General features: G+C 53.8%; 27 protein-coding genes. All 27 read right to left on the minus strand.

What is annotated here, in order from left to right; all coding sequences use genetic code 11:
• Position 1: 1 nt before the first annotated feature.
• Positions 2-292, minus strand: coding sequence for an exodeoxyribonuclease VII small subunit (gene xseB / locus GJ688_RS10080; protein ID WP_170291854.1), 291 nt, complete (start codon positions 290-292; stop codon positions 2-4).
• Positions 262-1635, minus strand: coding sequence for an exodeoxyribonuclease VII large subunit (xseA, locus tag GJ688_RS10085; RefSeq protein WP_155476429.1), 1374 nt, complete (start codon positions 1633-1635; stop codon positions 262-264). The genes xseB and xseA overlap by 31 nt, the downstream gene beginning before the upstream one ends.
• A gap of 80 nt (positions 1636-1715) precedes the next feature.
• Positions 1716-3125: an NADPH-dependent glutamate synthase gene (gltA, locus tag GJ688_RS10090; protein WP_155476430.1), complete on the minus strand. Its 1410-nt coding sequence runs from the start codon at positions 3123-3125 to the stop codon at positions 1716-1718.
• Entirely contained in the window at positions 3116-3970 is an 855-nt protein-coding gene (locus GJ688_RS10095) for a sulfide/dihydroorotate dehydrogenase-like FAD/NAD-binding protein (RefSeq protein WP_155476431.1), read from the minus strand. The genes gltA and GJ688_RS10095 overlap by 10 nt, the downstream gene beginning before the upstream one ends.
• Before the next feature lie 360 nt (positions 3971-4330).
• Positions 4331-5443, minus strand: coding sequence for a tRNA (adenosine(37)-N6)-threonylcarbamoyltransferase complex transferase subunit TsaD (locus tag GJ688_RS10100; protein ID WP_155476432.1), 1113 nt, complete (start codon positions 5441-5443; stop codon positions 4331-4333).
• Between the two features lie 15 nt (positions 5444-5458).
• Positions 5459-5884: a transcription antitermination factor NusB gene (gene nusB / locus GJ688_RS10105; protein ID WP_155476433.1), complete on the minus strand. Its 426-nt coding sequence runs from the start codon at positions 5882-5884 to the stop codon at positions 5459-5461.
• A 22-nt stretch (positions 5885-5906) separates the two neighbouring features.
• Complete coding sequence (gene amaP, locus GJ688_RS10110) at positions 5907-6446, minus strand: alkaline shock response membrane anchor protein AmaP (RefSeq protein ID WP_170291855.1); 540 nt, start codon at positions 6444-6446, stop codon at positions 5907-5909.
• Between the two features lie 86 nt (positions 6447-6532).
• Entirely contained in the window at positions 6533-6919 is a 387-nt protein-coding gene (locus GJ688_RS10115; RefSeq protein ID WP_155476435.1) for an Asp23/Gls24 family envelope stress response protein, read from the minus strand.
• A gap of 203 nt (positions 6920-7122) precedes the next feature.
• Complete coding sequence (accC, locus tag GJ688_RS10120; RefSeq protein ID WP_155476436.1) at positions 7123-8484, minus strand: acetyl-CoA carboxylase biotin carboxylase subunit; 1362 nt, start codon at positions 8482-8484, stop codon at positions 7123-7125.
• Between the two features lie 10 nt (positions 8485-8494).
• On the minus strand, positions 8495-10444 hold the full coding sequence (gene accB / locus GJ688_RS10125; protein WP_155476437.1) for an acetyl-CoA carboxylase biotin carboxyl carrier protein: 1950 nt from the start codon (positions 10442-10444) through the stop codon (positions 8495-8497).
• 241 nt (positions 10445-10685) lie between these two features.
• Positions 10686-11357: a SpoIIIAH-like family protein gene (locus GJ688_RS10130; protein ID WP_155476438.1), complete on the minus strand. Its 672-nt coding sequence runs from the start codon at positions 11355-11357 to the stop codon at positions 10686-10688.
• Positions 11354-11947, minus strand: coding sequence for a hypothetical protein (locus tag GJ688_RS10135; RefSeq protein WP_155476439.1), 594 nt, complete (start codon positions 11945-11947; stop codon positions 11354-11356). The genes GJ688_RS10130 and GJ688_RS10135 overlap by 4 nt, the downstream gene beginning before the upstream one ends.
• Before the next feature lie 30 nt (positions 11948-11977).
• On the minus strand, positions 11978-12625 hold the full coding sequence (locus GJ688_RS10140) for a stage III sporulation protein AF (RefSeq protein ID WP_155476440.1): 648 nt from the start codon (positions 12623-12625) through the stop codon (positions 11978-11980).
• Between the two features lie 13 nt (positions 12626-12638).
• On the minus strand, positions 12639-13901 hold the full coding sequence (gene spoIIIAE / locus GJ688_RS10145) for a stage III sporulation protein AE (protein ID WP_235910901.1): 1263 nt from the start codon (positions 13899-13901) through the stop codon (positions 12639-12641).
• On the minus strand, positions 13898-14299 hold the full coding sequence (spoIIIAD, locus tag GJ688_RS10150; protein ID WP_155476442.1) for a stage III sporulation protein AD: 402 nt from the start codon (positions 14297-14299) through the stop codon (positions 13898-13900). Before spoIIIAD ends, spoIIIAE begins: the two co-directional genes overlap by 4 nt.
• Before the next feature lie 22 nt (positions 14300-14321).
• Positions 14322-14519 (minus strand): stage III sporulation protein AC, encoded by a 198-nt coding sequence (gene spoIIIAC / locus GJ688_RS10155; RefSeq protein ID WP_155476443.1) that lies wholly within the window; start codon positions 14517-14519, stop codon positions 14322-14324.
• Positions 14520-14537: 18 nt separating this feature from the next.
• Positions 14538-15056 carry a stage III sporulation protein AB gene (locus tag GJ688_RS10160; protein WP_155476444.1) on the minus strand — a complete coding sequence of 173 codons (519 nt, stop codon included), beginning with the start codon at positions 15054-15056 and terminating at the stop codon, positions 14538-14540.
• On the minus strand, positions 15050-16072 hold the full coding sequence (gene spoIIIAA / locus GJ688_RS10165; RefSeq protein ID WP_155476445.1) for a stage III sporulation protein AA: 1023 nt from the start codon (positions 16070-16072) through the stop codon (positions 15050-15052). The genes GJ688_RS10160 and spoIIIAA overlap by 7 nt, the downstream gene beginning before the upstream one ends.
• A gap of 188 nt (positions 16073-16260) precedes the next feature.
• The gene (locus GJ688_RS10170; RefSeq protein WP_207708795.1) at positions 16261-16734 is read right to left on the minus strand and encodes a CD1247 N-terminal domain-containing protein; all 474 of its coding nucleotides are present in this window, start codon (positions 16732-16734) and stop codon (positions 16261-16263) included.
• A 74-nt stretch (positions 16735-16808) separates the two neighbouring features.
• Positions 16809-17366, minus strand: a complete 558-nt coding sequence (gene efp / locus GJ688_RS10175) for an elongation factor P (protein WP_155476446.1) — start codon at positions 17364-17366, stop codon at positions 16809-16811.
• Between the two features lie 93 nt (positions 17367-17459).
• Complete coding sequence (locus tag GJ688_RS10180) at positions 17460-18521, minus strand: M24 family metallopeptidase (RefSeq protein WP_155476447.1); 1062 nt, start codon at positions 18519-18521, stop codon at positions 17460-17462.
• Entirely contained in the window at positions 18518-18970 is a 453-nt protein-coding gene (gene aroQ / locus GJ688_RS10185; protein ID WP_155476448.1) for a type II 3-dehydroquinate dehydratase, read from the minus strand. Before aroQ ends, GJ688_RS10180 begins: the two co-directional genes overlap by 4 nt.
• A 57-nt stretch (positions 18971-19027) precedes the next feature.
• Entirely contained in the window at positions 19028-20359 is a 1332-nt protein-coding gene (locus tag GJ688_RS10190; protein WP_235910916.1) for a TldD/PmbA family protein, read from the minus strand.
• A gap of 219 nt (positions 20360-20578) precedes the next feature.
• Positions 20579-22078: a TldD/PmbA family protein gene (locus GJ688_RS10195; protein WP_235910903.1), complete on the minus strand. Its 1500-nt coding sequence runs from the start codon at positions 22076-22078 to the stop codon at positions 20579-20581.
• A 139-nt stretch (positions 22079-22217) separates the two neighbouring features.
• The gene (locus GJ688_RS10200) at positions 22218-22520 is read right to left on the minus strand and encodes a late competence development ComFB family protein (protein WP_155476451.1); all 303 of its coding nucleotides are present in this window, start codon (positions 22518-22520) and stop codon (positions 22218-22220) included.
• Positions 22521-22557: 37 nt separating this feature from the next.
• Positions 22558-23079, minus strand: coding sequence for a PulJ/GspJ family protein (locus GJ688_RS10205; protein ID WP_155476452.1), 522 nt, complete (start codon positions 23077-23079; stop codon positions 22558-22560).
• Entirely contained in the window at positions 23076-23588 is a 513-nt protein-coding gene (locus GJ688_RS10210; RefSeq protein ID WP_170291856.1) for a GspH/FimT family pseudopilin, read from the minus strand. The genes GJ688_RS10205 and GJ688_RS10210 overlap by 4 nt, the downstream gene beginning before the upstream one ends.
• Positions 23589-23609 lie beyond the last annotated feature (21 nt).

Consider the following 23609-nt stretch of genomic DNA (forward strand, 5'->3'; position numbering starts at 1 on the left):
TTTATTCCCCCTCCTCCAATACAAATAGGCCTGCGACGGTGGTTTCGGCAGACGGCTGAGCCGGTTCTTCGATGATCGTTACACCCTTCGGTGACTCTATGAGCTTTTGTACTTTTGCCTCATAGGCATCCAACTGAAGGTGACAGTGACGGACCAGGCCGATTCCTTCTTGAAACAGTTTTAAGGAATCATCCAAGGGGACTTCGCCCGTTTCCAAGGCCCGCACCACTTCTTCCAAGCGAGCAATCGCTGCTTCGTAAGCTAGTCCAGGCTTTCCCTTTTGATTTGCCACCGACGATTCTCCCTTCTTTCTTCCACGCGGCAGGCCAGCTCGCCGCGATGTAAGACAATATCCACAGTGTCTCCCGGCGCGATCTCTTTCGCGTCACGGACGACTCGTCCATCTTGATCCATACAGAGGGAAAAGCCGCGATCCAAGACAGCGAGCGGGCTAAGCGCGTCCAAGAGGCTCGCTTGCAAAGCCAACTCTTTCCGTCTTTCCTGAAGTCCCTTTTGGGCGATCATCACCAGTTGACGTTGCAGCTCTTCCAGGCGTTGCCGCCGCGGTAGCAGCCGTTGAGGCGCTCCCATCGTACTGAGCCGCTTCTCCAGGTCTGTGATGCGGCCACGCATCATCGATAGCCGAGTCGGCGACAGGACTCTGCGCAATCGCTCCTCGAACTGATCGACTCGCTGGCGAGGGACACGGAGACGGTGAAGCGGCTGGGACAAGGAAGGCCGGTTTTCCAGCGAAGCCACATTTCGCCGGGCTCGCTCCAGCCGTGCGATCATCGTCCGTTGCAGTTGTATCGTTAATTCATTGACTCTGTCTTGCAAGGCGGCATAGAGCGGTACCGCCAGTTCAGCAGCGGCCGACGGCGTAGCTGCCCGGACATCGGCCACTAGATCGCTAAGCGAAACATCAGACTCATGGCCTACCGCCGAGATGACCGGAACGGGAAACGCAGCGATCGCGCGGCAAAGAGCTTCATCGTTGAAGGCCCAGAGATCTTCGCGAGAGCCTCCGCCCCGGCCGATGATGACTACATCCACATCCGGTAGTCCTTCGAGTCTCTGCAGCGCCCGGAGGAGGCTGGGGACTGCCTCCTCTCCTTGCACAATGGCTGGAGAGAAAAGGATATCCATCGCCGGGAAGCGCCGTTGAATGACCGCGAAAAGATCCCGGATGGCCGCACCTGTCGGAGCTGTCACGATGCCCACTTTGCGCGGCAAAGGGGGAAGGGGACGTTTGCGCTCCTGTGCAAAAAGCCCATCGGCCTCCAAGCGCCGTTTCGTTTGCTCCAGGGCGAGGAAGATGCCTCCCAGCCCGGCCGGCTCCATCTCATCAACGTAGATTTGATAGTTGCCGTCTCGTGCATATACAGACACCTGGCCGCGGATGATCACATTCAATCCGTTTTCCGGACGGAAGGAGAGAAAGCGGTTTTTGCCGCGAAACATCACCGCCCGGACCGTACTTTCCTTATCTTTTAGAGTAAAGTACATATGACCCGACGTATGGTGCTTGTAGTTAGAGATTTCCCCTTGTATCCATACGGCTGATAGCAGGGGTGCATTCTCCAAGAGTCCTTGGATATATTCATTGAGTTGGGTTACGGACCAGATTTTATCCATTGCCGGCCCCCTTGTATCGCAAAGCGGCCCGTAACGAGAACTCACCATTCCCTCCGGTACCGCTTTGACTCTAGTGGATATTAGATTGCCTTTTCCGCTGCTTTTGCCATCACGTATTCATCGATAGCCCGGGCTGACTTTTTCCCGGCGCCCATGGCCAAGATGACCGTCGCTGCACCGGTGACGATATCGCCGCCGGCGAACACACCGGGAATCGATGTACGACCATCTTCATCAGCTACGATATTTCCTTTGCGGTTCAGTTCCAGATCAGAGACAGACTTCGTCGCCAATGGGTTCGGACCGGTACCGATCGAGACGATGACCGTATCGATATCCATGATGTATTCCGAGCCGGGAATCGCCACGGGGGAACGGCGGCCTGAGGCGTCCGGTTCACCCAGTTCAAAGCGCACACACTTCATGGCTTTTACCCAGCCGTTCTCATCACCGATGATCTCCACAGGGCTCGTGAGCAGTTGAAACTGAACTCCTTCTTCATGGGCATGTTCAATCTCTTCGGCCCGGGCGGGCATCTCTTTCTCCGAGCGACGATAGATGATGTGAACTTCCTCAGCACCAAGCCGCAAGGCTGTCCTCGCGGCATCCATGGCGACGTTGCCGGCACCGAGTACGGCGACCTTACGGCCCACCTTGACGGGAGTTTGGAATTCAGGGAAACAGTAGCCCTTCATCAGGTTCGTCCGGGTCAAAAATTCATTGGCCGAAAAGACACCGCACAAATTTTCCCCTGGGATCCCCATGAAGTTAGGCAGACCGGCGCCGGTGCCCAGGAAAACAGCTTCATAGCCGTTCGCTAACAGTTCATGGACATTAGTCGCTTTTCCTACGACAGAGTTAAACTGCATCTCCACACCGAGCTTACGCAGGTTATCAATCTCCTGCTCCACAATGTCCTTGGGCAGCCGAAATTCTGGAATGCCATACATCAACACACCGCCGGCGGTGTGCAGCGCTTCAAAAATAGTCACTTCATAGCCCAACTTGGCCAAATCAGCGGCACAAGTCAATCCGGCCGGTCCGGCGCCAACAACAGCCACCTTTTTCCCTTTTCTCGGAGCCTGTTCCGGGCAAGGTGCGCCTTGACGCATCTCCCAATCGGCCACAAAACGTTCGAGGCGACCGATGGCCACCGGTTCTGACTTGATGCCGACGATGCACTTGGCTTCGCACTGGCTCTCCTGAGGACATACGCGCCCGCAGATGGCCGGAAGAGCGTTTTTCTCTTTCAATAGAACTGCCGCTTTGGCAAGATCTCCTTCGGCAACAGCCTGGATAAAATCAGGAATTAAAACTTCTACCGGGCAACCTTCGCGGCATTTCGGTTTTTTACATTGAAGGCAGCGGCCCGCCTCCTCCATCGCCTGTTCCTTAGTATATCCCAGAGCCACCTCTTGGAAATTATGGCGGCGGACTCGCGGATCCTGGCAGGGCATCCCTTGACGGTCAGCACGTTGCTTTAATGACATCCGCATCCACCTCCTTGATGTTGATGTTCCAGCGCAGCTAAAGCGCGTTTTTCCTCGTCTTTATAGATAGACAGGCGTTTCATAGCTAAGTCGAAGTCAACCAGGTGTCCGTCGAACTCAGGGCCGTCGACACAGGCAAACTTGGTCTCATTGCCCACTTGAACCCGGCAGGCGCCGCACATGCCCGTGCCATCCATCATTAGCGGGTTCATGCTGACAATCGTCTTTACGCTCCATGGACGGGTCACATTGGTGATGGCTCGCATCATTGGCATCGGTCCGATGGCCCAAACATGATTCAAATTCGAATTCGCTTCATAGACATCTTTCAGTGCGTCTGTGACAAAACCTTTGCGTCCATACGATCCGTCATCAGTACAGACGATGAGTTGACTGCTGACAGAGGCCATCTTCTCTTCCCAGAAAAGCAGTTCCTTGTTCCGAGCGCCGATGATAGCGAATACTTCGTTTCCGGCTGCTTTTAAAGCCCTGGCGATCGGATAGATAGGCGCAATGCCTACACCGCCGCCGACAATCGCTACCGGTCCGTCAAATCGTTCGATTTCTGAGGGCACGCCCAACGGTCCCACTACATCCAATATATTGTCGCCCACTTCCAGTTGACCGAGCCGCTTGGTACCGGCTCCCATCTCCTGAAATATGGCTGTAATCGTTCCCTCTTCCCGATCAAAATCGGCGATGGTGAGGGGAATCCGTTCCCCTTTTTCGTCGGCTCGGAGTATAAAAAACTGTCCAGCCTGGGCCTTTGCGGCGACGAGGGGTGCTTTTATATCAAAAAGCTTAACTGTCGGAGAAAAAATCTCTTTCCGCACGATGGGGTACATTCGCCTCTGCCTCCCTTATGTTTTTATTTTGTCTGCTGCCACATACCCATGAGCGGTTTGTTTCATGTTGCAAAAAAGATACAAGATGAACCAATTCGGGGTTAGAAAACAAGATCCTTTTTTTGCGAAGTACTTATGGCAGGACATTTTTTCTGTGTAATGAAAAATCGGCTCCCTTTTATCAAAGAGCCTATATGGCTCTAAGGGCTCGAATCGATTCGCATCGTGAATCCCGTATACATATTGGCAGACAGTAAAATCGCGTCAGAAAGAAAAATACCGCCCGTCGGCGGTACCACTGTGACAATTTACAGGCCTTGACCAACGCATTTTTCAGTCTACCATTTGCTATTTCTATGGTCAACGGGAACGGTTGGGATTTTTCAGAAAATGGTACCCCAGTGCGGCTACACCGACGGCGTTATCACCAGACAGTTCCGGTGTGGCAAAGTACAACTTGCCCCCGACGGCACGATGTTCCAGCCGTTCTTTTAATCGCTGGCGCAAAAACTGGTTTGCCGCCACCCCACCAACGATGAGCACGTCCTGAATCCCTGTTTCTTCGATAGCTTGTCGAAGCACCTTCTCTAAGGTCGATGCCAGGCACCGCTCAATCCCCCGTGCGATCGCCGGTCCTATCGGCACTGTCCTTTCACCTTGTCCATTCGTTTCGAGAACAACCTTGTCTTCAACGCCTTTTTGATTGGGCCTTGGATTCTCTTCATTCCGATTGTTGCCAGCCTGATAGGTGTATCTATCGATCAGGCGCAGCGCCTGCGCTTCAGTACCGGAAAAGCTGACGGCGTACTTTTTGACGGAAGCAGGAAAGGTCTCTCCGGGACCGTCACATTGAGCGGCCAGCCTCTCCAGATGGGGACCTGCTGGGAAGGGGAGTCCTAATGCGACGCCGACCCGGTCTACCAGTTGGCCCGCATGAAGGTCCATCGTCCCTCCCATTTTGTGAATTTCAAAGGCCGTTTTCTCTGCACAGGGTCGCACTTGAAGCAGTTCTGTCGTGCCGCCGGACAGGTGTACCGCCAGGAAATCCCGCTCCAGTAAAGCCGTTTTTATGTTTCTGTTTTCCAACGAAAAGAGACCGGCCATTAGGTGGCCTTCCTGATGGGACGTCGCAAAGAAGGGGATATTCATCGAAGCGGCTAGAGAACGCCCTACCGCCTCTCCAGCCCGGAATACAGGCAGATAAGAGCCTTCTTCCGGGCGAGGCCGAGTCGACACGGAGACTGCTTCCGTGCGAACCTCTTGACCACCTCTATACAACTCGGCAAAAAGATCTTCCATCAGTTCGGGAAGCTGCTGGCCATGTAAAAAAAAGGCGTCCCCCTGTCGGAGACCCCTTTCTCCCGGTTTCACCGGCAGTAACCGCCGACGCTGGGCTCGAAGCTGCCCTGTGTCATCGACAAAAGCTAACGATGTGGTGTAGCAGCTGGTGTCAAACCCAAGGATACCGCGCAACAGACTAGACAGCGGTTACACCTCTTTCTTATGACCGCTCTCCCGGAGTTCTCGGGCGAGCTGGCCTAAGATCCCGTTGATAAACTTCGCCGATTCTTCCCCGGAAAAGTGTTTGGCCAATTCAATCGCTTCGTTGATGGCTACGTTTAAGGGAACATCTTCTTGATAGAGCATCTCAAAGATGGCCATGCGCAGTAGGTTGCGGTCTACGTTCGCCATACGTTCTAAGTTCCATTCCTTTGCCAATCGACGGACAATCTCATCGATGGCTTCCCGGTTTGCCATGGCACCTTCGACGAGTCGCCGGGCAAATTCGGCCGTTTGTTCGTCTACGCCAAACTCTTTGCAGGTGTATTTTAGGGCAAAATCGGACTCCACCCGTCCTACATCAACTTGAAACAACGTTTGTAAGGCAGTTTCCCGCCCCAGGCGCCTGCTCAAATTCTCGCCTCCTCGAATATATTCAACGGACTCTGGCCCTTTTTTCCGCTTCGACTCGTTCAATCGTCACTTGAACATCATTACAGTCGATGTCTGCCAGTTTTAATGAATCTTGTACTGCTTGTTGCAATTTGTCACCCAGTCCGACCAAGCCCACATCCAGGTCGGAGGCTACCAAAAGGGTTACAGCGAGACTTCCTTTGACCGTTTGAAGCTGGACTCGCAAGCCTCGAATCCCAACGATCCCTTTCGCAGCGCCACGAATCAACGATTCGACAGCTGAACGGGTGATTTCGACCTTCCCCAGTGGAGAAGAAAGGAGAATCATCCGGTTCTGGTATCGGCGAGGCCAGGAATAAAGGTACTTTCCGAGGGCTAGGAGATAAAGGATTGCCCCGAACCCCAAGGTCCAACGCAAAGAGCCTCGCTCCCAAGCGGCCAGTAGCGGTGTCAATGGTTCTACGCCTGCACCGCCGAGAAAGACAGCCCAGATCAGATAGAAGGCAGCCAAAAGCGGCAGCAAAAGGACAGTGAGCAATAACAGACGGTTAGATGTCTCCAAGCCACATACCTCCCCCATAGGTTGCCCCGGTGAAGGGATAAAACGGGCAAAAACCCCCCTAAGATCTGTTCTCAGGGGGGCCTGGACTATTTTACTCGATCGTCCTCTTTCGGCTCCTGGGTGGGGAAATGTACTCCTTGGATATGCACGTTGACTTCCACGACAGCCAACCCGGTCATGCTCTCAATGGAGCGCTTTACGTTTTCCTGCACCCGTTTGGCCACTTCGGGAATACGGCTGCCGAAATCGACGACAATGTTCAGATCTACAGCGGCTTCTTTTTCGCCCACTTCAACTTTGACGCCTTTCGTCAAGTTTTTGCGGCCTAAAATTTCAGCGATTCCGCCGCCAATGCCGCCGCTCATGGCGGTGACCCCTGCGACTTCCGTAGCGGCCAATCCGGCGATGGTGGCCACGACTTCGTTAGAGATACGGACGTGACCGATTTCTTGTTTCGTATGGACATGATCCATGTACACGGGCACCCCCTAGGCATATGGTTTCCGATGGAGAGTGTCCATCAGTATTATTGTACCAAAGTGCGCCATTCTATACCAGATGGGGGATATTGTTTCTTCAAAGCTTGACATAAAACGGGGCAAGGATGAATAAACCCCCGACTCTTCGAATGAGAGCCGGGGGGATGTACGTAAGAGGACAATCAGAACGGTCTTCCCTATTCTCCCGTCATCCGGCGTTGGATGAAGTTGGTATAGACTTCACCCTTCTGGAAGAAAGCGTTTTCAAGAACCTTCAGCTGGAAGGGAATCGTCGTCTTCACACCTTCGATGACGAACTCGTCAAGGGCTCGTTGCATCCGGGCGATCGCTTCTTGACGATCCCGTCCCCAAACGATCAACTTGCCGATCATGGAATCGTAATAGGGCGGGATGGAATAACCAGCATAAGCGGCGCTGTCCAGACGAACGCCGAGTCCACCGGGAGGACGATATGTTTTGATCAAACCGGGGCTGGGCATGAAGTTTTTGTTCGGATCTTCCGCGTTGATGCGGCATTCGATAGCATGTCCATCGATTTTGATGTCCTCTTGGGTATAACCGAGAGGTTCACCGGCAGCGATGCGGATCTGTTCTTTGATCAGGTCGATACCGGTGATCAGTTCTGTGACAGGGTGTTCGACCTGGATACGGGTGTTCATTTCAATGAAATAGTACTGACCATGCTTGTCGAGGAGGAACTCGACGGTGCCGGCATTGCAATAGTTGACGGACTTGGCCGCAAGGACGGCTTGTTCGCCCATTTCTTTGCGCAGTTCCGGTGAAAGGGCAGGAGAAGGTGCTTCTTCAAGCAGTTTTTGATTTCGGCGCTGCACAGAGCAGTCCCGTTCTCCCAAATAGACCGTGTTGCCGAATTGGTCGGCCAAGATCTGAAACTCGATGTGGCGGGGCTCTTCCACATATTTTTCAATGTAGACGGCTTTGTTGGCAAAGGCCGCTTCCGCTTCCGTTTGAGCGGTATGCAGGGCATTGAGCAGATCTTTTTCCGTATGGGCGATCCGCATGCCCCGTCCGCCGCCGCCGGCAGAAGCCTTGATCATGACAGGGTAACCGATCTCTTCAGCGATCTGTTCCGCTTCTTCGTCGGAAGTGACGATGGAGTCGGAACCGGGAACGACGCGAACACCGGCCTTGATCATGGTCTCCCGAGCCACAGCCTTAGCACCCATCGATTCAATGGCCTTGGAGTTGGGACCGATGAATTTGATCTTGCAAGTTTCGCAGATCTCCGCGAAATAGGCGTTTTCCGAAAGGAAACCAAAACCAGGGTGGATCGCATCGGCACCGGATACAGCAGCGGCGCTGATGATGTTGGGGATGTTCAAATAGCTGCGGTTCGACGGCGCCGGTCCGACACAATAGGCTTCATCAGCCAGCTTGACGTGGAGGGCGTCTTTGTCCGCTTCCGAGTATACGGCAACCGTACCGATGCCTAGTTCTTTACAGGCACGGATAATCCGAACGGCGATTTCGCCGCGGTTGGCGATAAGAATCTTTTTAAATAGGGTGTGGTGTCCCATAAGCGCCCCCCTAGGCTTTTTCCACGAGGAACAGGGTCTGACCGTATTCCACGGGTTGGGCATTTTCTACACAGATTTCGACGATAGTGCCTTTGACTTCGGCTTCGATCTCATTCATCAGCTTCATCGCTTCGATGATGCAAACAGTGGTACCGGTGTCCACTTTGCTGCCTTTTTCCGCATAGGGACGAGCGTCAGGAGCTGGTGCACGATAGAAGGTACCGACCATGGGGGAGGTGATGGCGACCAGATTGGGGTTGCTGGCCGGATCGTTCGCAGCCGCTTTAGGGGCAGGCTGTTCAGCAGCCGGCGCTGTAGGTGCAGCAGCAGGGGCAGATACGACAACCGGTGCTGCAGCTGGTGCAGGGGCAGGAGCCACGACGACGCTCTGTGCGGAACCTTTCCGGATCAATACTTTGACTCCTTCAGTCTCCAACTGCACTTCCGAGATATCGGTTCCATTCATGACTTGAATCAGTTCTTTTACTTCTTGAACTTTCACCGTTAGCTCCTCCTTCTTCGCATTCCCATTGGGGACAATAGTTTTACGAACCCCTTCCGACGGTGCTTCCCTTCTCTCTTCTTGGGTTTTTACCGTAGGTGCGACCACATGGGCCTGGGGATTTTTGCGGTAATCGAAAAACTTCAAGGCCACTTGCGGGAAGAGCGCATACGACAGCACATCTTCTTCGCTGTGGGCTAGGGGCCCCAGTTCCCGGCGGCACCGATCCATGCTCGGCGGCAGAATGTCAGCAGGACGCCCTTGAATCGGTTCGTCGCCTTTGAGAATTTTGGTCATCACGTCCTGCCGAATGGGAGCCGGCGGCTGACCGTACAAGCCTTTTACATATGCTTTAACTTCACCGGGCACAAGTTTATAGCGTTCCCCGGTGAGGACGTTCAACACGGCTTGTGTGCCCACAATCTGGCTCGTCGGTGTGACAAGCGGAGGATAGCCCAAGTCGGCCCGGACTTTCGGCATTTCGTTAAGTACTTCGTCGAGTCGGTGGCGAGCTTTTTGCTCTTCCAACTGGGAGATCAGGTTGCTGATCATGCCGCCCGGCACTTGATGATCAAAGACCAGCATATCATTTAAACCGGTGACCCCGCGGGAATAGCCGAGGCGTTTGCGGAGGTCCTCGAAATATTGTGTTATCTCAAATATTCTGTGAATATCCAAACCTGGGTCGTAAGGCGTATCGGAGAACGCTCGTACCAGTGTTTCAATCGGAGGTTGCGATGCACCGAAGGCCAGTGGCAGTGCGGCAGCGTCGATCACATCGGCTCCAGCCTCTACACCTTTTAAGAGGGCACCGACGGCCATACCGCCGATGTAGTGGGTATGCAATTGCAGAGGCAGGTCGACCTTCTCTTTGATCATGGTGACCAGTTCCCGCGATTTAAAAGGAAGGAGCAAACCGGCCATATCTTTAATACAGAGGGAGTCAGCGCCCATTTCGGCAAGTTTCTGTGCCGTCTCTACATAGTGCTCCATGGTATGTACAGGGCTGATGGTGTATACGATCGCCGCCTGTACATGGGCACCAGCTTGTTTCGCGCTACGCATCGGTGCTTCCATGTTACGTATATCATTTAAGGCATCGAAAACGCGGATGATATCGATACCGTTTTCAACAGCTTTATGGACGAAAGCATCGACTACGTCATCGGGGTAATGGGTGTAGCCAACGAGAGATTGCCCACGCAGCAGCATCTGCAAGGGGGTCCGCCGGAAATAGCGCTTTAAAATGCGCAGCCGTTCCCAGGGGTCTTCGTTCAAGTAGCGCATGCACACGTCAAAAGTAGCGCCACCCCATACTTCGACAGAATGGTATCCGACTTTGTCCATCTTTTCGACGATAGGTAGCATATCTTCTAAGCGCATACGGGTCGCCCAGAGACTTTGATGTCCGTCCCGCAGTGTGGTCTCCGTAATCTTAACCCTACGTGGTTCCTGCATGTCGCTATCCCTCCGTCTCTCTCAAGCGGCTTATTTCTGTGGGAACAGCCAGCAACCGCGCTGTTTCGCCGCGTATAGGCAAAAGATAAACTCAGGCCGTTGTTGGAGCGACAACTCCTGAGTTATTTTCGTTCTAGCAAGCTGTATGCTAGACACCTAGATTACATTATATTGTGCCCAAGAATAAGACGCAAGTCATCCATACATTGTATACAGAATATCTGACAATTTTTCGAAGGACTTATTCTTTCGTCATGACGACGATATTGTTTGACTTGATCCCGATCGTTTTGGCAACCGCTTCCGTAAGGCCTGTCCTATCTTCCGTCGTCAGCTCTTTCGCAGCCACGACGACAGAGACCGAATCCGGTTGAACGATGACTACGGCGTCCTTATATCCCTTGGCAACGATCAGCTTCTCGGCCTCCATCTCCTTGTTCATGAGCGTCGTCATATCGATCAACTTTTTTTGAGCTTCTTTTCTCGTTTCACCCGATGACTGTGCGTTGTTGACGATCTCACGCAACAGCTCTATCTGCTGTCCCCGGGTACGCTCCCGCTCCATTCGGTAGTCCGCAAAAAAATTGTTCCCCCACTTGGCTTGTCCACCTCCCCCTTGAATGAGCCCCCCTTGAGGGAACGTAGGTGGACTGGAATTGTTTCCAAGGCTCTTTGACTGGCTATCAGTGGTGTTCTCGATGATGGCTGACGGCAGTTCTGGGCCGCTCAAGGGCAAAGCAGAAAGCTCGGTCTGATCCAAAGCCTTGGTGAAGACCATATCGCCAAATCGATAGAAAGCGAAAGCGGTGATAACCAGTGCGAAAACACCGGTCATCACGGCCACCTTTGTACCCGTTTTTTCCAGAGGGGCACCTGTCATCCAAGAGGGTTTTTTAATGATCTTTATCTTCATTTGATATCCTCCTTGGGAAAGACGCTCACCTTATGGGGAGGAATATCGAGCAGGGTGCAAACAGCACGGGCGACATTCTGCTTGATGTTCGGATCTTTCGCGCCTTCCGCTACGACCAACACGCCAGCCACTTGATAGCGCATCTCCCGGACCACCACAGGCAGCTCCTTGACGGCACCGCCCTCCTTCATCACAACGACGGAACGAGTGTCCGTCTTATCCGTCGTTACCCGTGTGCCCCCTTGTTTGTCTTTCTCTTCGACCTTCTTGTCATTGGCATTCGTGTTGATGGCGTATTCAGACTGCGTCCCCTGAGATAAGCTGACGACCACCTCGGTCGTGCCTACTCCAGAGATTTTAGAAAGAGCTGATGCCACCCGGTCACCGAGGATTTTTTCTTGGGCCGCCAATTCAGAGCCGCGGTTAACTTGCAGCCCCTCTGTTGATGTAGACGCCGTCGTTGGCGCCGCTTTCTTATCGGACCATAAGCTTTTCCCGTCATCCATCGACATCAATGCGATGCCAAAAAACAATGCTACCGCTAGTGCGGCCATCACTTTATCTTTCGGTTGTTTTAACAATTCCATCACCGATTCATCCCCTTTCCTGCCAAAAAGTTTTTACTCCCACTGAACTCGAACCCGTTCTGCGGGAACTCCGTATAGTCCAGATAGGGTACGGGCGATTTCCTGAGCCGTCTCCTGGCGCTTACTGTCATGGGACACTGGCTCACCCGTTGCCGTTCCGTTCTGTTCCGCCTTGTCAATCTTGACGGGATCAACCATGACGGGCGCCACTGCTTCGTCAGCATTGCCCCCGCCGCCGTCTGTCTGCAGAGTGACCGTGATCTGCCCAATGCCGGCCTTTTCACCCGCTTTCGCCTCCCATTCCACCTGCGCTGTTGCCTTATGTACGCCTGCTTTGAGTCCGGCCAGGGCTTCCACCTGCCGTTCGAGCCGGACTTTAGCTTCTTCCTTCGCTTGAGACATGCTCTGTTCCCGCAGTCGTTCCCCTTGACGGCGGATGTCGTCGTAACTAGTTCCATTTACAGCCAGTTCCTCTTCGGGCAGCCCTCGACCTAAAGTCTGAGCCCAATCACTCCGGGTCACCCAGCTCATGACGGGATTGAGGACGGCTACCATGATAAAGATGCCGACGACTAGCCGGATGAGCGATTGCATCCGTCCATTCGGCAGAAGCATGTCCAAGATGACACCGACGATGATGATGAGGATCACCTGTTGGATGATATCGCGGAGGATGTCCACCCTTTTTCCTCCCTTACCTGAGCATGACCGTCAAGTTGCCGGCACCGACGACGATGGTGAGCGCTAAAAAAAACATCAATCCGACGGAAGCGACAGCGCCGAAGACGAGGGTCAAGCTGCTGCCGATCGTCTCGAGGCTGTCGGCAACCGGGCTGTTTCCAGCCGGTTGGAGCAAGGCACCTGCGAGCCGGTAAATCAGCACGAGGGCTAATATCTTTAGAGAGGGCAGGACACACAAGACGGCGATGACGACGACACCGATCAATCCGATACCGTTTTTCAACAACATGGATGAACTGATCACCACTTCAAAGCTGTCGGCAACTAAACCGCCCACGACCGGCAGCAGCGCATCGGTGGCATACTTGGCCGTCCGTAAGGTCAGTCCGTCCGCGACGGCGCCGACGGCGCCATAGATACTGATGACACCGAGGAAGACCGTGATAAAAAGCCCCATAACCAGCTTATAGCCGTCTTTGACGAGCCCATGCAGATTTTTGACCTTAAACTGCGGGGAGACATGGTTGAGGATGCCTAAAGCAGCTGCAAAAAAAATGAGCGGAAAGATCCAGTTTTTAATCAAGGTGCTGATCAAGGTGATGGTACCGAAGATGACCGGATGAAAGAGTGCCCCCGATGCGAGTCCACCCATTGCCGTCAACAGCGTCAGTAAGATCGGCAAGATCACCTGCATAAACCGCACCATATCATCAATGGCGCCTCGTCCTGTCTGTACGGCTGTGTAGAAGCTGTGGATAGCGATCGTGATGAGGACCATGTAACCGACGGCAAAGGCGACCTTGGATACGGAACCTGATTCAAAAGATGCTTGCAAGTGGGTCAAGATGGCGACGACGACGGCCAAGACGATCAGTTCCCCGAGCAACACACCATTGACGAGTACTTCTTGAAACAGGTACGCTAACAGGCCTTGAAATACTTCACTAACCGATAAGCTCAGTTTTCCACTGCGAATGTCGTCAAAGAGGGTCTCTGGATTTAGAGAAGGTAAAAATCGGCCCTTATCTCTTTCCAGTTCCTCTAAAACCCTGCGCAGTTCCGACAGATCGACCGTCGGAGGTTCTATAGCCGGTGGGGAAGCCGCTGGAGAAGCAGTTGTCGATGTATCTTGTACCTGGCTTTGGGACAGGGCGCTTTCACCAGCCCTCCTTGGCTCCCCTTCTGCGCAGGCCCTATCGACGATTGGAAAAAGAAGCATGAATGAGAAGAGGAACACCAGAAGTAGCCTCGAGCAGTGCTGTTTTCTTTTCGTCATGAAGGTCCACCACCAGGCAACAAGGTCAAGAGCGAATCCATGAGTGCCATGATGATGGGCAAGGCGAGCACCATAACGAGGATTTTGGCCGCCAATTCCACTTTTGTAGCGATGGTTGATTCACCAGCGTCACGGCAAATCTGCGCGCCAAATTCGGCGATATAGGCGACACCGACGATCTTGAGCAGCGTCGTCAGATAGTAACGGTTGATCTGGGCTTTGTTGGCCAGGTCTTCCAATACCTGAATGACGGCAGAGATCTTCGTCAGTACGAACAAAAAGAGGATGATACCAGCGGCAATGCTCAGTTGAACAGCTAACTCCGGCCTCTGTTTACGTACGATGACCAGGAGAACCGTGGCGATGATGCCGACGCCTACGACTTGGAGAATCTCCATGGACTCAACTCCTCACCATCGCTCAGTACAAGGAAAAAACTGACCGAACTTCATTGAACAGATCACCGATGAGCCGGAGGACCATGAGCGTGACGAGAGCCACACCGCTGATAGCCAGGAGTTGGGCCAATTCCTCCCGTTTCGCTTCTTTCAGGATGGAATAAAAGATAGCCACGACGATACCGATCCCGGCGATCTGAAAAATCTGTAACATATTCATCTGTTATCGTCCTCCATATCACCAAATCACCAATACTATGACCGAACCGATGAGAGCCCCGCCGTAAGACCAGACTTTACCCATCCGCTCGACCAGCTCTCGGGCATCTCTCTCCTGGAGGGCAAGCCGGTTTTTTACTTCATGGATGCGAGCCAGTTGATCATCCCGCGGTGCCGTTCCCAATCCCAAGGCGAGTCTTCCCAACTCTTCCCCATCGCTCTTTTCCAAAGAGGTGCCTGGCAACCACTCGTCGAGACAGCTTCTCCAGACTTCGGCGGCCGAACGGCCCTGGGCTTCCCGGAGACGTTGTCCAGCGACGGTAAAAAGCCGGCTAGCCGGTCCCGAAGAACAACGACTGACCTGTATCATCGCTTCGGGCAAGGGAGTAGCCCCAAAGGCGATCTCCGTGGCTAGCACGCCAAGCGATGCTTGGAGCCCGGCTAATAGGCGAGGCCGGTTCCGCAAGTCCCTGGATCGCATCCACCCGGTTCCGGCACAAGCGCCGAGAATCAGGGTGGAGCCGAGGAGTTTTAACATAGCCGACCTCCTTCTTCAACAGCATTTCTATTCTCATCAAATATGCCTTCCACAGTACCCGGTCCCCGCCTTCGGCTGAGAACAACGAAACGTTGAAAGGCATTCATCCGCAGCATTTCCGCTAAACCTGGACGCCGGGCGATGTCTTCGAGGTCTTGACCGTGTGCGGTAGCTAATAGGGCGACTCCGCTGTGGATCGCTTCATCGACGGCACGAACATCTTCCATTCTCCCGATCTCATCGGTGGCGAGCACTTGGGGACCCATGGAACGGAGCATCCGCTGGAGTCCCTCTGACTTGGGACAGCCGTCGAGGACATCTGTCCGGGGACCTACGTCGTTTTGAGGGCTTCCCCGATAACAAGCGGCGATTTCCGATCGCTCGTCAACGAGACCCACAGTGACACCGGCCAGTCCCAGATCAGGCCGGCCGCTGCTTATCTGGCGGACGAGATCGCGCAGGAGCGTTGTCTTCCCTCCACCTGGGGGCGAAACGATCAATGTGGAAAAAAAAACTCCCCTTCCCATCGGCACTATTTGGGGCAAAAGCCAATCAGCCGCTCCTGGAAATTGGCGTGCGATACGGATGTTTAATGAAGAGACAGGGTGGATCGTCTTCACCTTCCCACCGTCTAGAACGGTACGACCGGCTAAGCCTACTCGATGGCCCCCGGGGAGGGTAAGAAAACCCTGCCGGAATTCCTCCTCGAAAGCGTATAGGGAGCACTGGGCGATCAGGTGTATCGTCTGCAGGAGTTCTTCATCGGTGACAGTCCGCAGGAGCCGGTCTCCTCGATAACCACAGAGTGCCAACGGGCGGCCGGCACGAAGGCGGATCTCCGTCGTTTCACTGAGCAAGTCAGGGAAATCGCTGTAGGTTTCATCGAACAGAGGACGGAGCGACGGCGGAAAGTAGGGCTGCAACTGGTCGAGCCACTTTTGTTCGGACCGGTTGGAGTCAGTTTTTTTGGGTACCCTATCGCCGCTCAGCAACCCTTTTTCCTGAACCCATCGCATCCTTGTCCCCCCTCTATCTATAACAAACATATGTCTTCGTTCCAGGATTATGCAAAAAGGGACGGCCCCTGCTTATCCAGCGGGACCGTCCCTCAGTGGTTATATGAGAGTATATGCGTTGAACCTTTGATACAGAAGCAACTATCGCTTACATCAATGATTGGGATCAATGTTGCCCTTCGCGATGATTAATGGGGCGACTCTTGCCACTGCACGCCCTGCGACTCGCATTCACAGCGGCCTCCAGCAGCAGTCTCATGCTCGAAGTCGGCTTCGTCCCCTTCTTGGATAAAGACCACCTGATCACAGTTGGGACAACTGACTTCCAGATAATCTTCATCGTCAAGCAAGTCCGCATCGAAGTAGACCCGCTCTTGACAAGAGGGGCACTCGATTTCGACCAAATCCTCATCTTCATCGATGTCGCAGTCACAGTCGTCCTCATAGACATCCTGCTCCAGTTGCAACAGGTCATCATCCATGCTGTCGATGATCTCTTCGAGTCGATCCTGGTCTTCCTTCAGTTGGCTGATGCTGTCGGTCATGTCTCCCATCAGGCTGAGCATTTCCGTCAGCAGCCGCCCTTCCCGGGAATTGGCTCCCACATTTAACCCTTCGGCCAATCCTTGAATGTACGAAAGGCGTTCTCGGAGCTCTTGCAAAGCAAAATCCCTCCTTTTGGGATCTTTCGGTATGCCCATAGGGCTTACTTTAGTATCCCCAGGAGGGATTTAATTTAGGCACGAGATACGTATGCACCGTTGCGGGTATCGATGATCAGTGTTTCACCTTCGTTGATGAAGAAGGGAACCTGGACGATGGCACCCGTTTCCAAGGTAGCCGGTTTGCTGCCGCCGGTAGCGGTGTCGCCACGTACACCAGGTTCGGTAGCAGCCACTTTCAGTTCTACCGTATTGGGCAGCTCTACACCCATCAGGTTACCATTCCAGGTGAGAACATGAACGTTCATGTTCTCTTTCAGGAAGCGGAGTTGTTCTTCGATCTGTTCCTGTTGCAAGGCGATCTGTTCGAAGTTCTCCACATCCATGAAGGTGTAGGCTTCGCCGTCATTGTAGAGGTACTGCATTTGGCGGCGCTCCAAGCGGGCTTTGGGCACTTTTTCGCCCGCACGGAAGGTGCGCTCGACGACTCCACCGGTTTTGATGTTTTTCAGTTTTGTGCGCACAAAGGCAGCGCCTTTGCCCGGTTTGACGTGCTGGAACTCGATGACTTGAAATGCATCGCCGTCCAGTTCAATCGTCGTACCGGTCCGGAAATCGTTGGAGGAAATCATGGACGAAAGAACCCCTTCCCGTTAATGAAATCTTTTTTGATATGAAAAGCTGCTTTCAACGCGGCGACGCATTGGAGAAGCAGACATTCACGACTAAAGGACACATAATTCCTTCGGTGACGACGTTAAATTCCGGCAACCGCCGTCCGTCACGATGACCAAGTCTTCAATGCGGACGCCTCCCCAGCCGGGGACATAGATGCCCGGCTCGACAGTCACAGCCTGTCCCGTTTCTAAAATATCTGAGGAAGAAGGTGACAGTCGAGGATTTTCATGGACGACGAGACCAACGCCATGACCCAAGCCGTGACCGAAGTGATCGCCGTAGCCGGCCTGCTCGATCACTTGTCGTGCCAGGCGGTCGATATCGCGGCCGTTTTTCCCGGCGGCAATGGCGGACAGCGCTTTTTCCTGAGCTTCGAGCACTATATCGTAGACTCGGCGCTGTTCTGTTGTAGGTTGACCGAAAAGGACCGTGCGAGTCATGTCAGAACAATACCCGTCCAGAATACACCCGAAATCGAGGGTGAGCAACTCACCTTTTTCGATGACCTTTTCCGAGGCCACCCCATGCGGTAAGGCCGACCGTTCCCCCGAGGCGACAATAAACTCAAAGGATGTCCCTTGAGCACCTTGGCGACGCAGAAAAAATTCTAGCTCTAGGGCCACGTCCCGCTCGGTCATGCCGGGACGCATGACCCCGAGAATGTGTTCAAATCCTCGATCAGCGAGCGAAGCCGATCGGGCGATCGCGTCCTGTTCTGCCGAGTCTTTACGGACCCGCAGCTGATCGATCTTGCCTGATTGATAAACCCAGTCGACAGTAGGAAAGGCTTTCTCCAGCTTTTCTTTTTGTTCGACGGTGACATAGGCCGCTTCGATGGCGATAGTTCTCCACCGTTGCTCCGCAGCCAATTCCTTCAGAGCCTCTGTCCAGGCACCCTGCTGTTGATGGAGGGTCCAATCGGTACTCTGCAGTCGTGCCTGTTCCCAATACCGGAAATCGGTGACGATCCACTTTTTTTCCGGGGAAACGATGAGAAATCCGGCGGAACCGGTAAACCCAGAGAGGTAGCGGCGGTTTTCCGGCTGCTGGATCAGATAAACGTCAACGCCGTCATCCCAAGCGGCGCGCAGGCGGTCGACTCGACTCAAACAGCGGACCTCCTCTGGAGATAATGGCGGGCAGCTTCCATAGCCAAACGGTACCCGTCGGCGCCAAAACCGCAGATCTGCCCGACAGCGATCGGCGCGATCAAGGACCGATGCCGGAACTCTTCCCGTGCATGAATATTGCTGAGATGTATTTCTATCACCGGGATCGCCACGCCTGTCAAGGCATCCCTCAGGGCGATCGAGGTATGGGTATAGGCACCGGGATTAAAAACGATCAGGTCCACTTGCCCAAAAGCATCATGGATGCGGTCGATGAGAGCCCCTTCATGATTCGATTGGAAGCATTCCACTTCCCAACCCCAACCTTGGCCGAGAGTTTGCACCATCTCTTCAATTTGCACTAAGGTGGTTGCGCCGTAGAGATGGGGTTCCCTGCGACCGAGCAAATTCAAATTAGGCCCGTTGAGCAGAAGAATACGCGCGTTCAGGTGATATCCCCCATTTCCTTCAGCATTTTACCACAAAAGCCCCCATGGGAACAGGTTCTAATTCCCGCTGATAGCCATTTCTTTAATCCGAACCGTCGGTGCCCCCTTGCCGATGAAGAATGTCAGGTCGTTGCCGATACCGTCGATCCTGTCGAGCCATTCTAGCAGGTTGCCGGCGATGGCGACACCTCGAACGGGCGTCGTGAGACGTCCTTTTTCGATGAGTATTCCAGCCGCCCCGACAGAAAAATCGCCTGAGATCGGGTTGGCCGTGTGCATGCCCATCACTTCTGTCACATAGAGCCCGGAGGAGATTTGGCCGATCAAATCATCGGGAGCTACGTCGCCTGCCTCCAGGTAAAAATTAGTCGTACCTACATCGGGCGTGCCCCGGAAGGAACCGCGGCTTCCGTTGCCGGTGGAGGCTGCGCCATCTTTGGCAGCCGTATAGGTGTTATAGAGAAATCCTTTGAGTTGGCCCTCTTCGATGAGGATCGTCCGGGAAGTCGGTACCCCTTCACCATCAAAGGGAGCCGACTGAATCCGACCAGGCAGAAGGCCGTCATCAATAATGCTTACTTTCCCTGAGGCGATACTCTGGCCCACTTTGCCGGCAAAGAGTGACTTGCCCTTCTGAACAGCTTCCGCAGTGAGGGCCGGCGCTACAATACCCAGGATCTGTGTCGTCACATAAGGATCGAAGACGACAGGCACCCGGCGAGAAGGCACTGATTTTGCTCCGAGCATGCGAACCGCTTTAGCTGCGGCTTCGCGTCCGATTTTCTTAGGGTCAATATCCTCAAAATGGAGCCCGTAGGAGAGAGAAAAGCCGGTCTGATTATCGCCCTTTTCCTCAGCCACCAGGTAGGCATAGGCGCCGCAGTAGGCCCCCCGGTAAGTCGCATCGATCCCTTGAGAGTTTACAACGGTGACGTTGTACTCGGCATCTTGGTAGGACGATCGCTCGGTGATCTTGACGCGAGGGTCTGTCGCCCGGGCCGTCGCTTCGATCTCTTTGGCCAGTTCGATCTTACGCTCGACACTCACTTGAGCGATAGCCGGATCATAGGTATCCACTTGGGGATACTGGTTCACTTTGTCCGGCAAGCGCCAGAAAGGATCTTCCCCGGTAAAGGCGGCGTTGGCTAGAGCCCGGTCGACGGTGGACTCGACGGCCGCCTCGGAAAGATCCGATGTATAGGCATAACCCATCTTACCGGCTTTGAAGACGCGGATGCCGATGCCCCGGTCTTCGGCCAGCTTCATCGTTTCGACAACACCTTTAGATACTTCAATCGTCAGATCTTTGGAATCAAGGCCATAAGCCTCAGACAATTGAGCCCCTTTCGACTGGGCCCGTTCCACCATTTGACGGGCGAGTTCACCCATTGCGAACACCCCGACACCTCCTGTCGTCAATCGGCCGTTTCCCGAAAAAGGCCATACCCTCTTTTTGAGCATGGCCCTATGATCTACGAAATTCCCCAACATAACTATAAAACTGTAAATCCTAATAAGCCAAGGTGTAATGACTCCGAACGAGAGCCCCGGCGGCTCTTCCGTCTGCTCCGCGAGTGTGCCAAACCTCAACGAGTCATCGTATTTTTTTTATAACCGGCGGATCCGTCCTTCTCCGCTCTGCAGCAATTCCCGCACCGAAATTCGACGCAGTTCGCCGGCCTGCCCGGTCGCTTCCGCATCATCAGTGCCGCTGCCACCGGCAGTGCCGCCAACGACGAGGGAGGCGATGCGCAAGGTCGGCTGTGCATCGGAGACCGGTACACCTTGCCCCTCTTTGCCGCAAGTGCCGATCGCATAGCCTAAGTCGTTGCCGACACGGTCGATCTGCTGGAGCACTTCCGGTCCGTTTCCAGTGAGCGTGGCACCCCGGACAGCATGCTTGATCTCTCCATTTTCGATGATGTACCCTTCGGCCACATCAAAGACAAAATCGCCGTTCGTCGTGTTCACTTGTCCTCCGCCCATCTTCTTGACGAAAAGGCCTTGCTGGGTGTCTTTGATGATCTTCTCAGGGTCTTCATCTCCGGCAGCGATCAGGGTATTTGTCATGCGCGGAACCGGCTTGTGCTGGTAAGACTCGCGGCGGCCGTTGCCGGTAGAGGCGCGGCCTTCCTTGCGGGCGGTGAAGCGATCATACATGAAACTAGTCAACCGGCCTTTGTCGATGAGCACATTCCGCTGGCCGGGAACACCTTCATCATCAAAGCGGATCGTACCGTATTTTCCAGAGATCGTCCCATCGTCGATGACCGTCACCAAAGGAGAGGCTACCTCTTCGCCTAGCTTTCCGGCGTACACGGAAAGGCCTTTTTGCACCAGATCTGCCTCGAGGCCGTGCCCGCAAGCTTCGTGCACCATGGTACCGCCGGCTTCCCCAGACATGACGACGGCCATGCGCCCCAACGGGGCCGGTTTGGCCGTCAACATGAGGAGCGCCCGGTCGACAGCATTTTGGGCAAGTTCCTCCGGTGTCTTCTCCCGGAAGATCTCGAAGCCCCGGACACCGCCTAAAGCCTCATATCCTGTCTGGATGACTGGACCGTCGGCAGCTACGGCGTGAACGACAAAGCGGGAACGGATCCGTTCGTCTTCCACATAGTCGCCGTCGGAGTTGGCGATCTGAACCTCCTGCACGATGTCGCCATAACCGACGGTTACCTGCTTGATGCGTTCGTCGAGGGAACGCGCATGCTTATTGGCAGCGAGTACTTTTTCTACCTTGTCTTCGATAGATACCTGATCAGGCCGTAATTCCACGTTGATTTCCACCGGCGAGAGGACTTCCCGCAGGTCAATGGACTGCACCGCCCCGCCGCCTTTGGCCGCATGGCTCGCCACCTCTGCGGCATGCATCAGTCCTTCTCTGCTTACGTCATTCGTATAAGCATAGGCGGTAGCCTCACCGGCGATCACGCGGATACCCGCTCCGATATCAATGCCGGTGGTGAGCCGTTCGATCTTGTTGTCTTCGCAGCCGATGCCGCTCATCATTTTCTTTTCGATAAAGATGTCCGCAAAGTCACCGCCCTGTTGCAAGGCCGCCTGCAGCACATCGCGAAGGTCCTCCTTTGAGGGCCGAAGATTCAAGCTTTCCACCATCCTAATTTGACTCTTTCCTTTTTGACCGGTAAGGGGTATCCCCCAAATAAAGTGCTCTGAACATATGCGCCTGGGGAATTTTTTCTCAGAACAGGTCTATGAGGACAGATTAGAGGGGTTCCCAAAGCTATTCTACGTAAACTGGTTCCTCCACAAGGGGCTTCGGACTCCTATGGCGCGGATTCTTCGCGACGACCATCATCCCGTTGGCAATCGCGCTGATCACGTCTACGCGGAACTGGCTGAGCAATACATTGACTTTAGAATAGACTTCCCCTTTTGAGGTCACTACATAACGGGCAGGCAGGCGATTGAGCGCTGCCGCCATGATATCGATCCGGCATTGGTCACAGGAACAGACTTCGGGATGTTGCGGCAGCAGTTCATCCAGTACGCTTAGGACTACGTCTTCCATCAAGTTGTGCAACATAGGTGTCCCTCCCCCATCCTATAGCATGCAGTTTTTCTCAGGGAATGTTACCACGAGGAATTATTTCTGTTTGAAATTCGACGAAGGGCTGGGAGTTCCTTCTGTGTCCTGCCTGTTTTATCCGGATTTGAATCGGCTTGACGGCAGAGTCGGCTTTAGAGCCAAATGTGATCTTAAACTGTTCGATACCGGAAGCGAGAGGCTTTATATCGAGGTTCTCTTTTCTTTGCAGCGTTCCGTCAGGGGTAAGATAGTAGGCAATGGTTTTCCAGCTATTGATGCCAGCTTCCTCGCAAACCATGATCTCACATTCCACTCGGTTTTCATTGATGATGCGTATATTTTTCCCGAAGCGCAAATCTCGACTGAGCCAATGGAGGGCCCACTGAATGCTGCTGTTTCCTTCCATCCCTTGCGTCTGTTCGTTCAAGTGAACCATGGCCGAGTTTAAAAATCCGATTCCCATGGTACTCACGATTCCGAAAATCGCCATCACCAGCATCACTTCCACTAGCGTCATACCTGCGGAATTTTGAACCCTCTTCAGTTCTCTTCTCATGAGTCAATACCGCCTGACGGTAACACCGTATCGATACGGACACGACCGTTACGGGAAACGATGATGAAACGCTGCTGATTCGTATCGCTTGTCAGCATGACGGTGCCACCCATAGGCGGTCTTCCGGACCTTCCATCCAGTGCAAACACCAGTGTATTCGGCCGTTCCGAATAAATCGGGAGTGTGGTCAACTTGATTTGGATTCCCTCCGGAAGAACCCTGGCCCGTTTCTTGCCGTCATCCAGTGAAAAGATTTCGTAAGACCTATCGTTGCTGTAAAAGGTTAACCCGTAATGACGCCGCTCTTTCACGGTTTGGTCCCGCGCCTCAAGGATATCCATCTGAACTTGCCGGGCAGCAGAGTTTAACAAGAGAAGGTTATACCATTTGGACAGGATGGGGCCACTTATCGCCATCACGATCCCTAAGATACATAGGACAGTGGTCATCTCAATTAATGTAAAACCAAGCTGGTTGGGGACGTTTTGAACCATAGGGGAGTTACTCACCTTCGGATTCATCCTTTTCAC

The organism is Heliobacterium mobile, from assembly GCF_009720735.1.
Classification (GTDB): domain Bacteria; phylum Bacillota; class Desulfitobacteriia; order Heliobacteriales; family Heliobacteriaceae; genus Heliobacterium; species Heliobacterium mobile.

Bases quoted from the DNA above. Each gene is read 5' to 3' on its own strand.
- xseA (WP_155476429.1), bottom strand. From the start codon at position 1,635: ATGGATAAAATCTGGTCCGTAACCCAACTCAATGAATATATCCAAGGA.
- gltA (WP_155476430.1), bottom strand. From the start codon at position 3,125: ATGTCATTAAAGCAACGTGCTGACCGTCAAGGGATGCCCTGCCAGGAT.
- GJ688_RS10095 (WP_155476431.1), bottom strand. From the start codon at position 3,970: ATGTACCCCATCGTGCGGAAAGAGATTTTTTCTCCGACAGTTAAGCTT.
- GJ688_RS10115 (WP_155476435.1), bottom strand. From the start codon at position 6,919: ATGGATCATGTCCATACGAAACAAGAAATCGGTCACGTCCGTATCTCT.
- accC (WP_155476436.1), bottom strand. From the start codon at position 8,484: ATGGGACACCACACCCTATTTAAAAAGATTCTTATCGCCAACCGCGGC.
- accB (WP_155476437.1), bottom strand. From the start codon at position 10,444: ATGCAGGAACCACGTAGGGTTAAGATTACGGAGACCACACTGCGGGAC.
- GJ688_RS10130 (WP_155476438.1), bottom strand. From the start codon at position 11,357: ATGAAGATAAAGATCATTAAAAAACCCTCTTGGATGACAGGTGCCCCT.
- spoIIIAE (WP_235910901.1), bottom strand. From the start codon at position 13,901: ATGACGAAAAGAAAACAGCACTGCTCGAGGCTACTTCTGGTGTTCCTC.
- spoIIIAD (WP_155476442.1), bottom strand. From the start codon at position 14,299: ATGGAGATTCTCCAAGTCGTAGGCGTCGGCATCATCGCCACGGTTCTC.
- spoIIIAC (WP_155476443.1), bottom strand. From the start codon at position 14,519: ATGAATATGTTACAGATTTTTCAGATCGCCGGGATCGGTATCGTCGTG.
- GJ688_RS10160 (WP_155476444.1), bottom strand. From the start codon at position 15,056: ATGTTAAAACTCCTCGGCTCCACCCTGATTCTCGGCGCTTGTGCCGGA.
- spoIIIAA (WP_155476445.1), bottom strand. From the start codon at position 16,072: ATGCGATGGGTTCAGGAAAAAGGGTTGCTGAGCGGCGATAGGGTACCC.
- efp (WP_155476446.1), bottom strand. From the start codon at position 17,366: ATGATTTCCTCCAACGATTTCCGGACCGGTACGACGATTGAACTGGAC.
- GJ688_RS10190 (WP_235910916.1), bottom strand. From the start codon at position 20,359: ATGGGTGAACTCGCCCGTCAAATGGTGGAACGGGCCCAGTCGAAAGGG.
- GJ688_RS10200 (WP_155476451.1), bottom strand. From the start codon at position 22,520: ATGTTGCACAACTTGATGGAAGACGTAGTCCTAAGCGTACTGGATGAA.
- GJ688_RS10205 (WP_155476452.1), bottom strand. From the start codon at position 23,079: ATGAGAAGAGAACTGAAGAGGGTTCAAAATTCCGCAGGTATGACGCTA.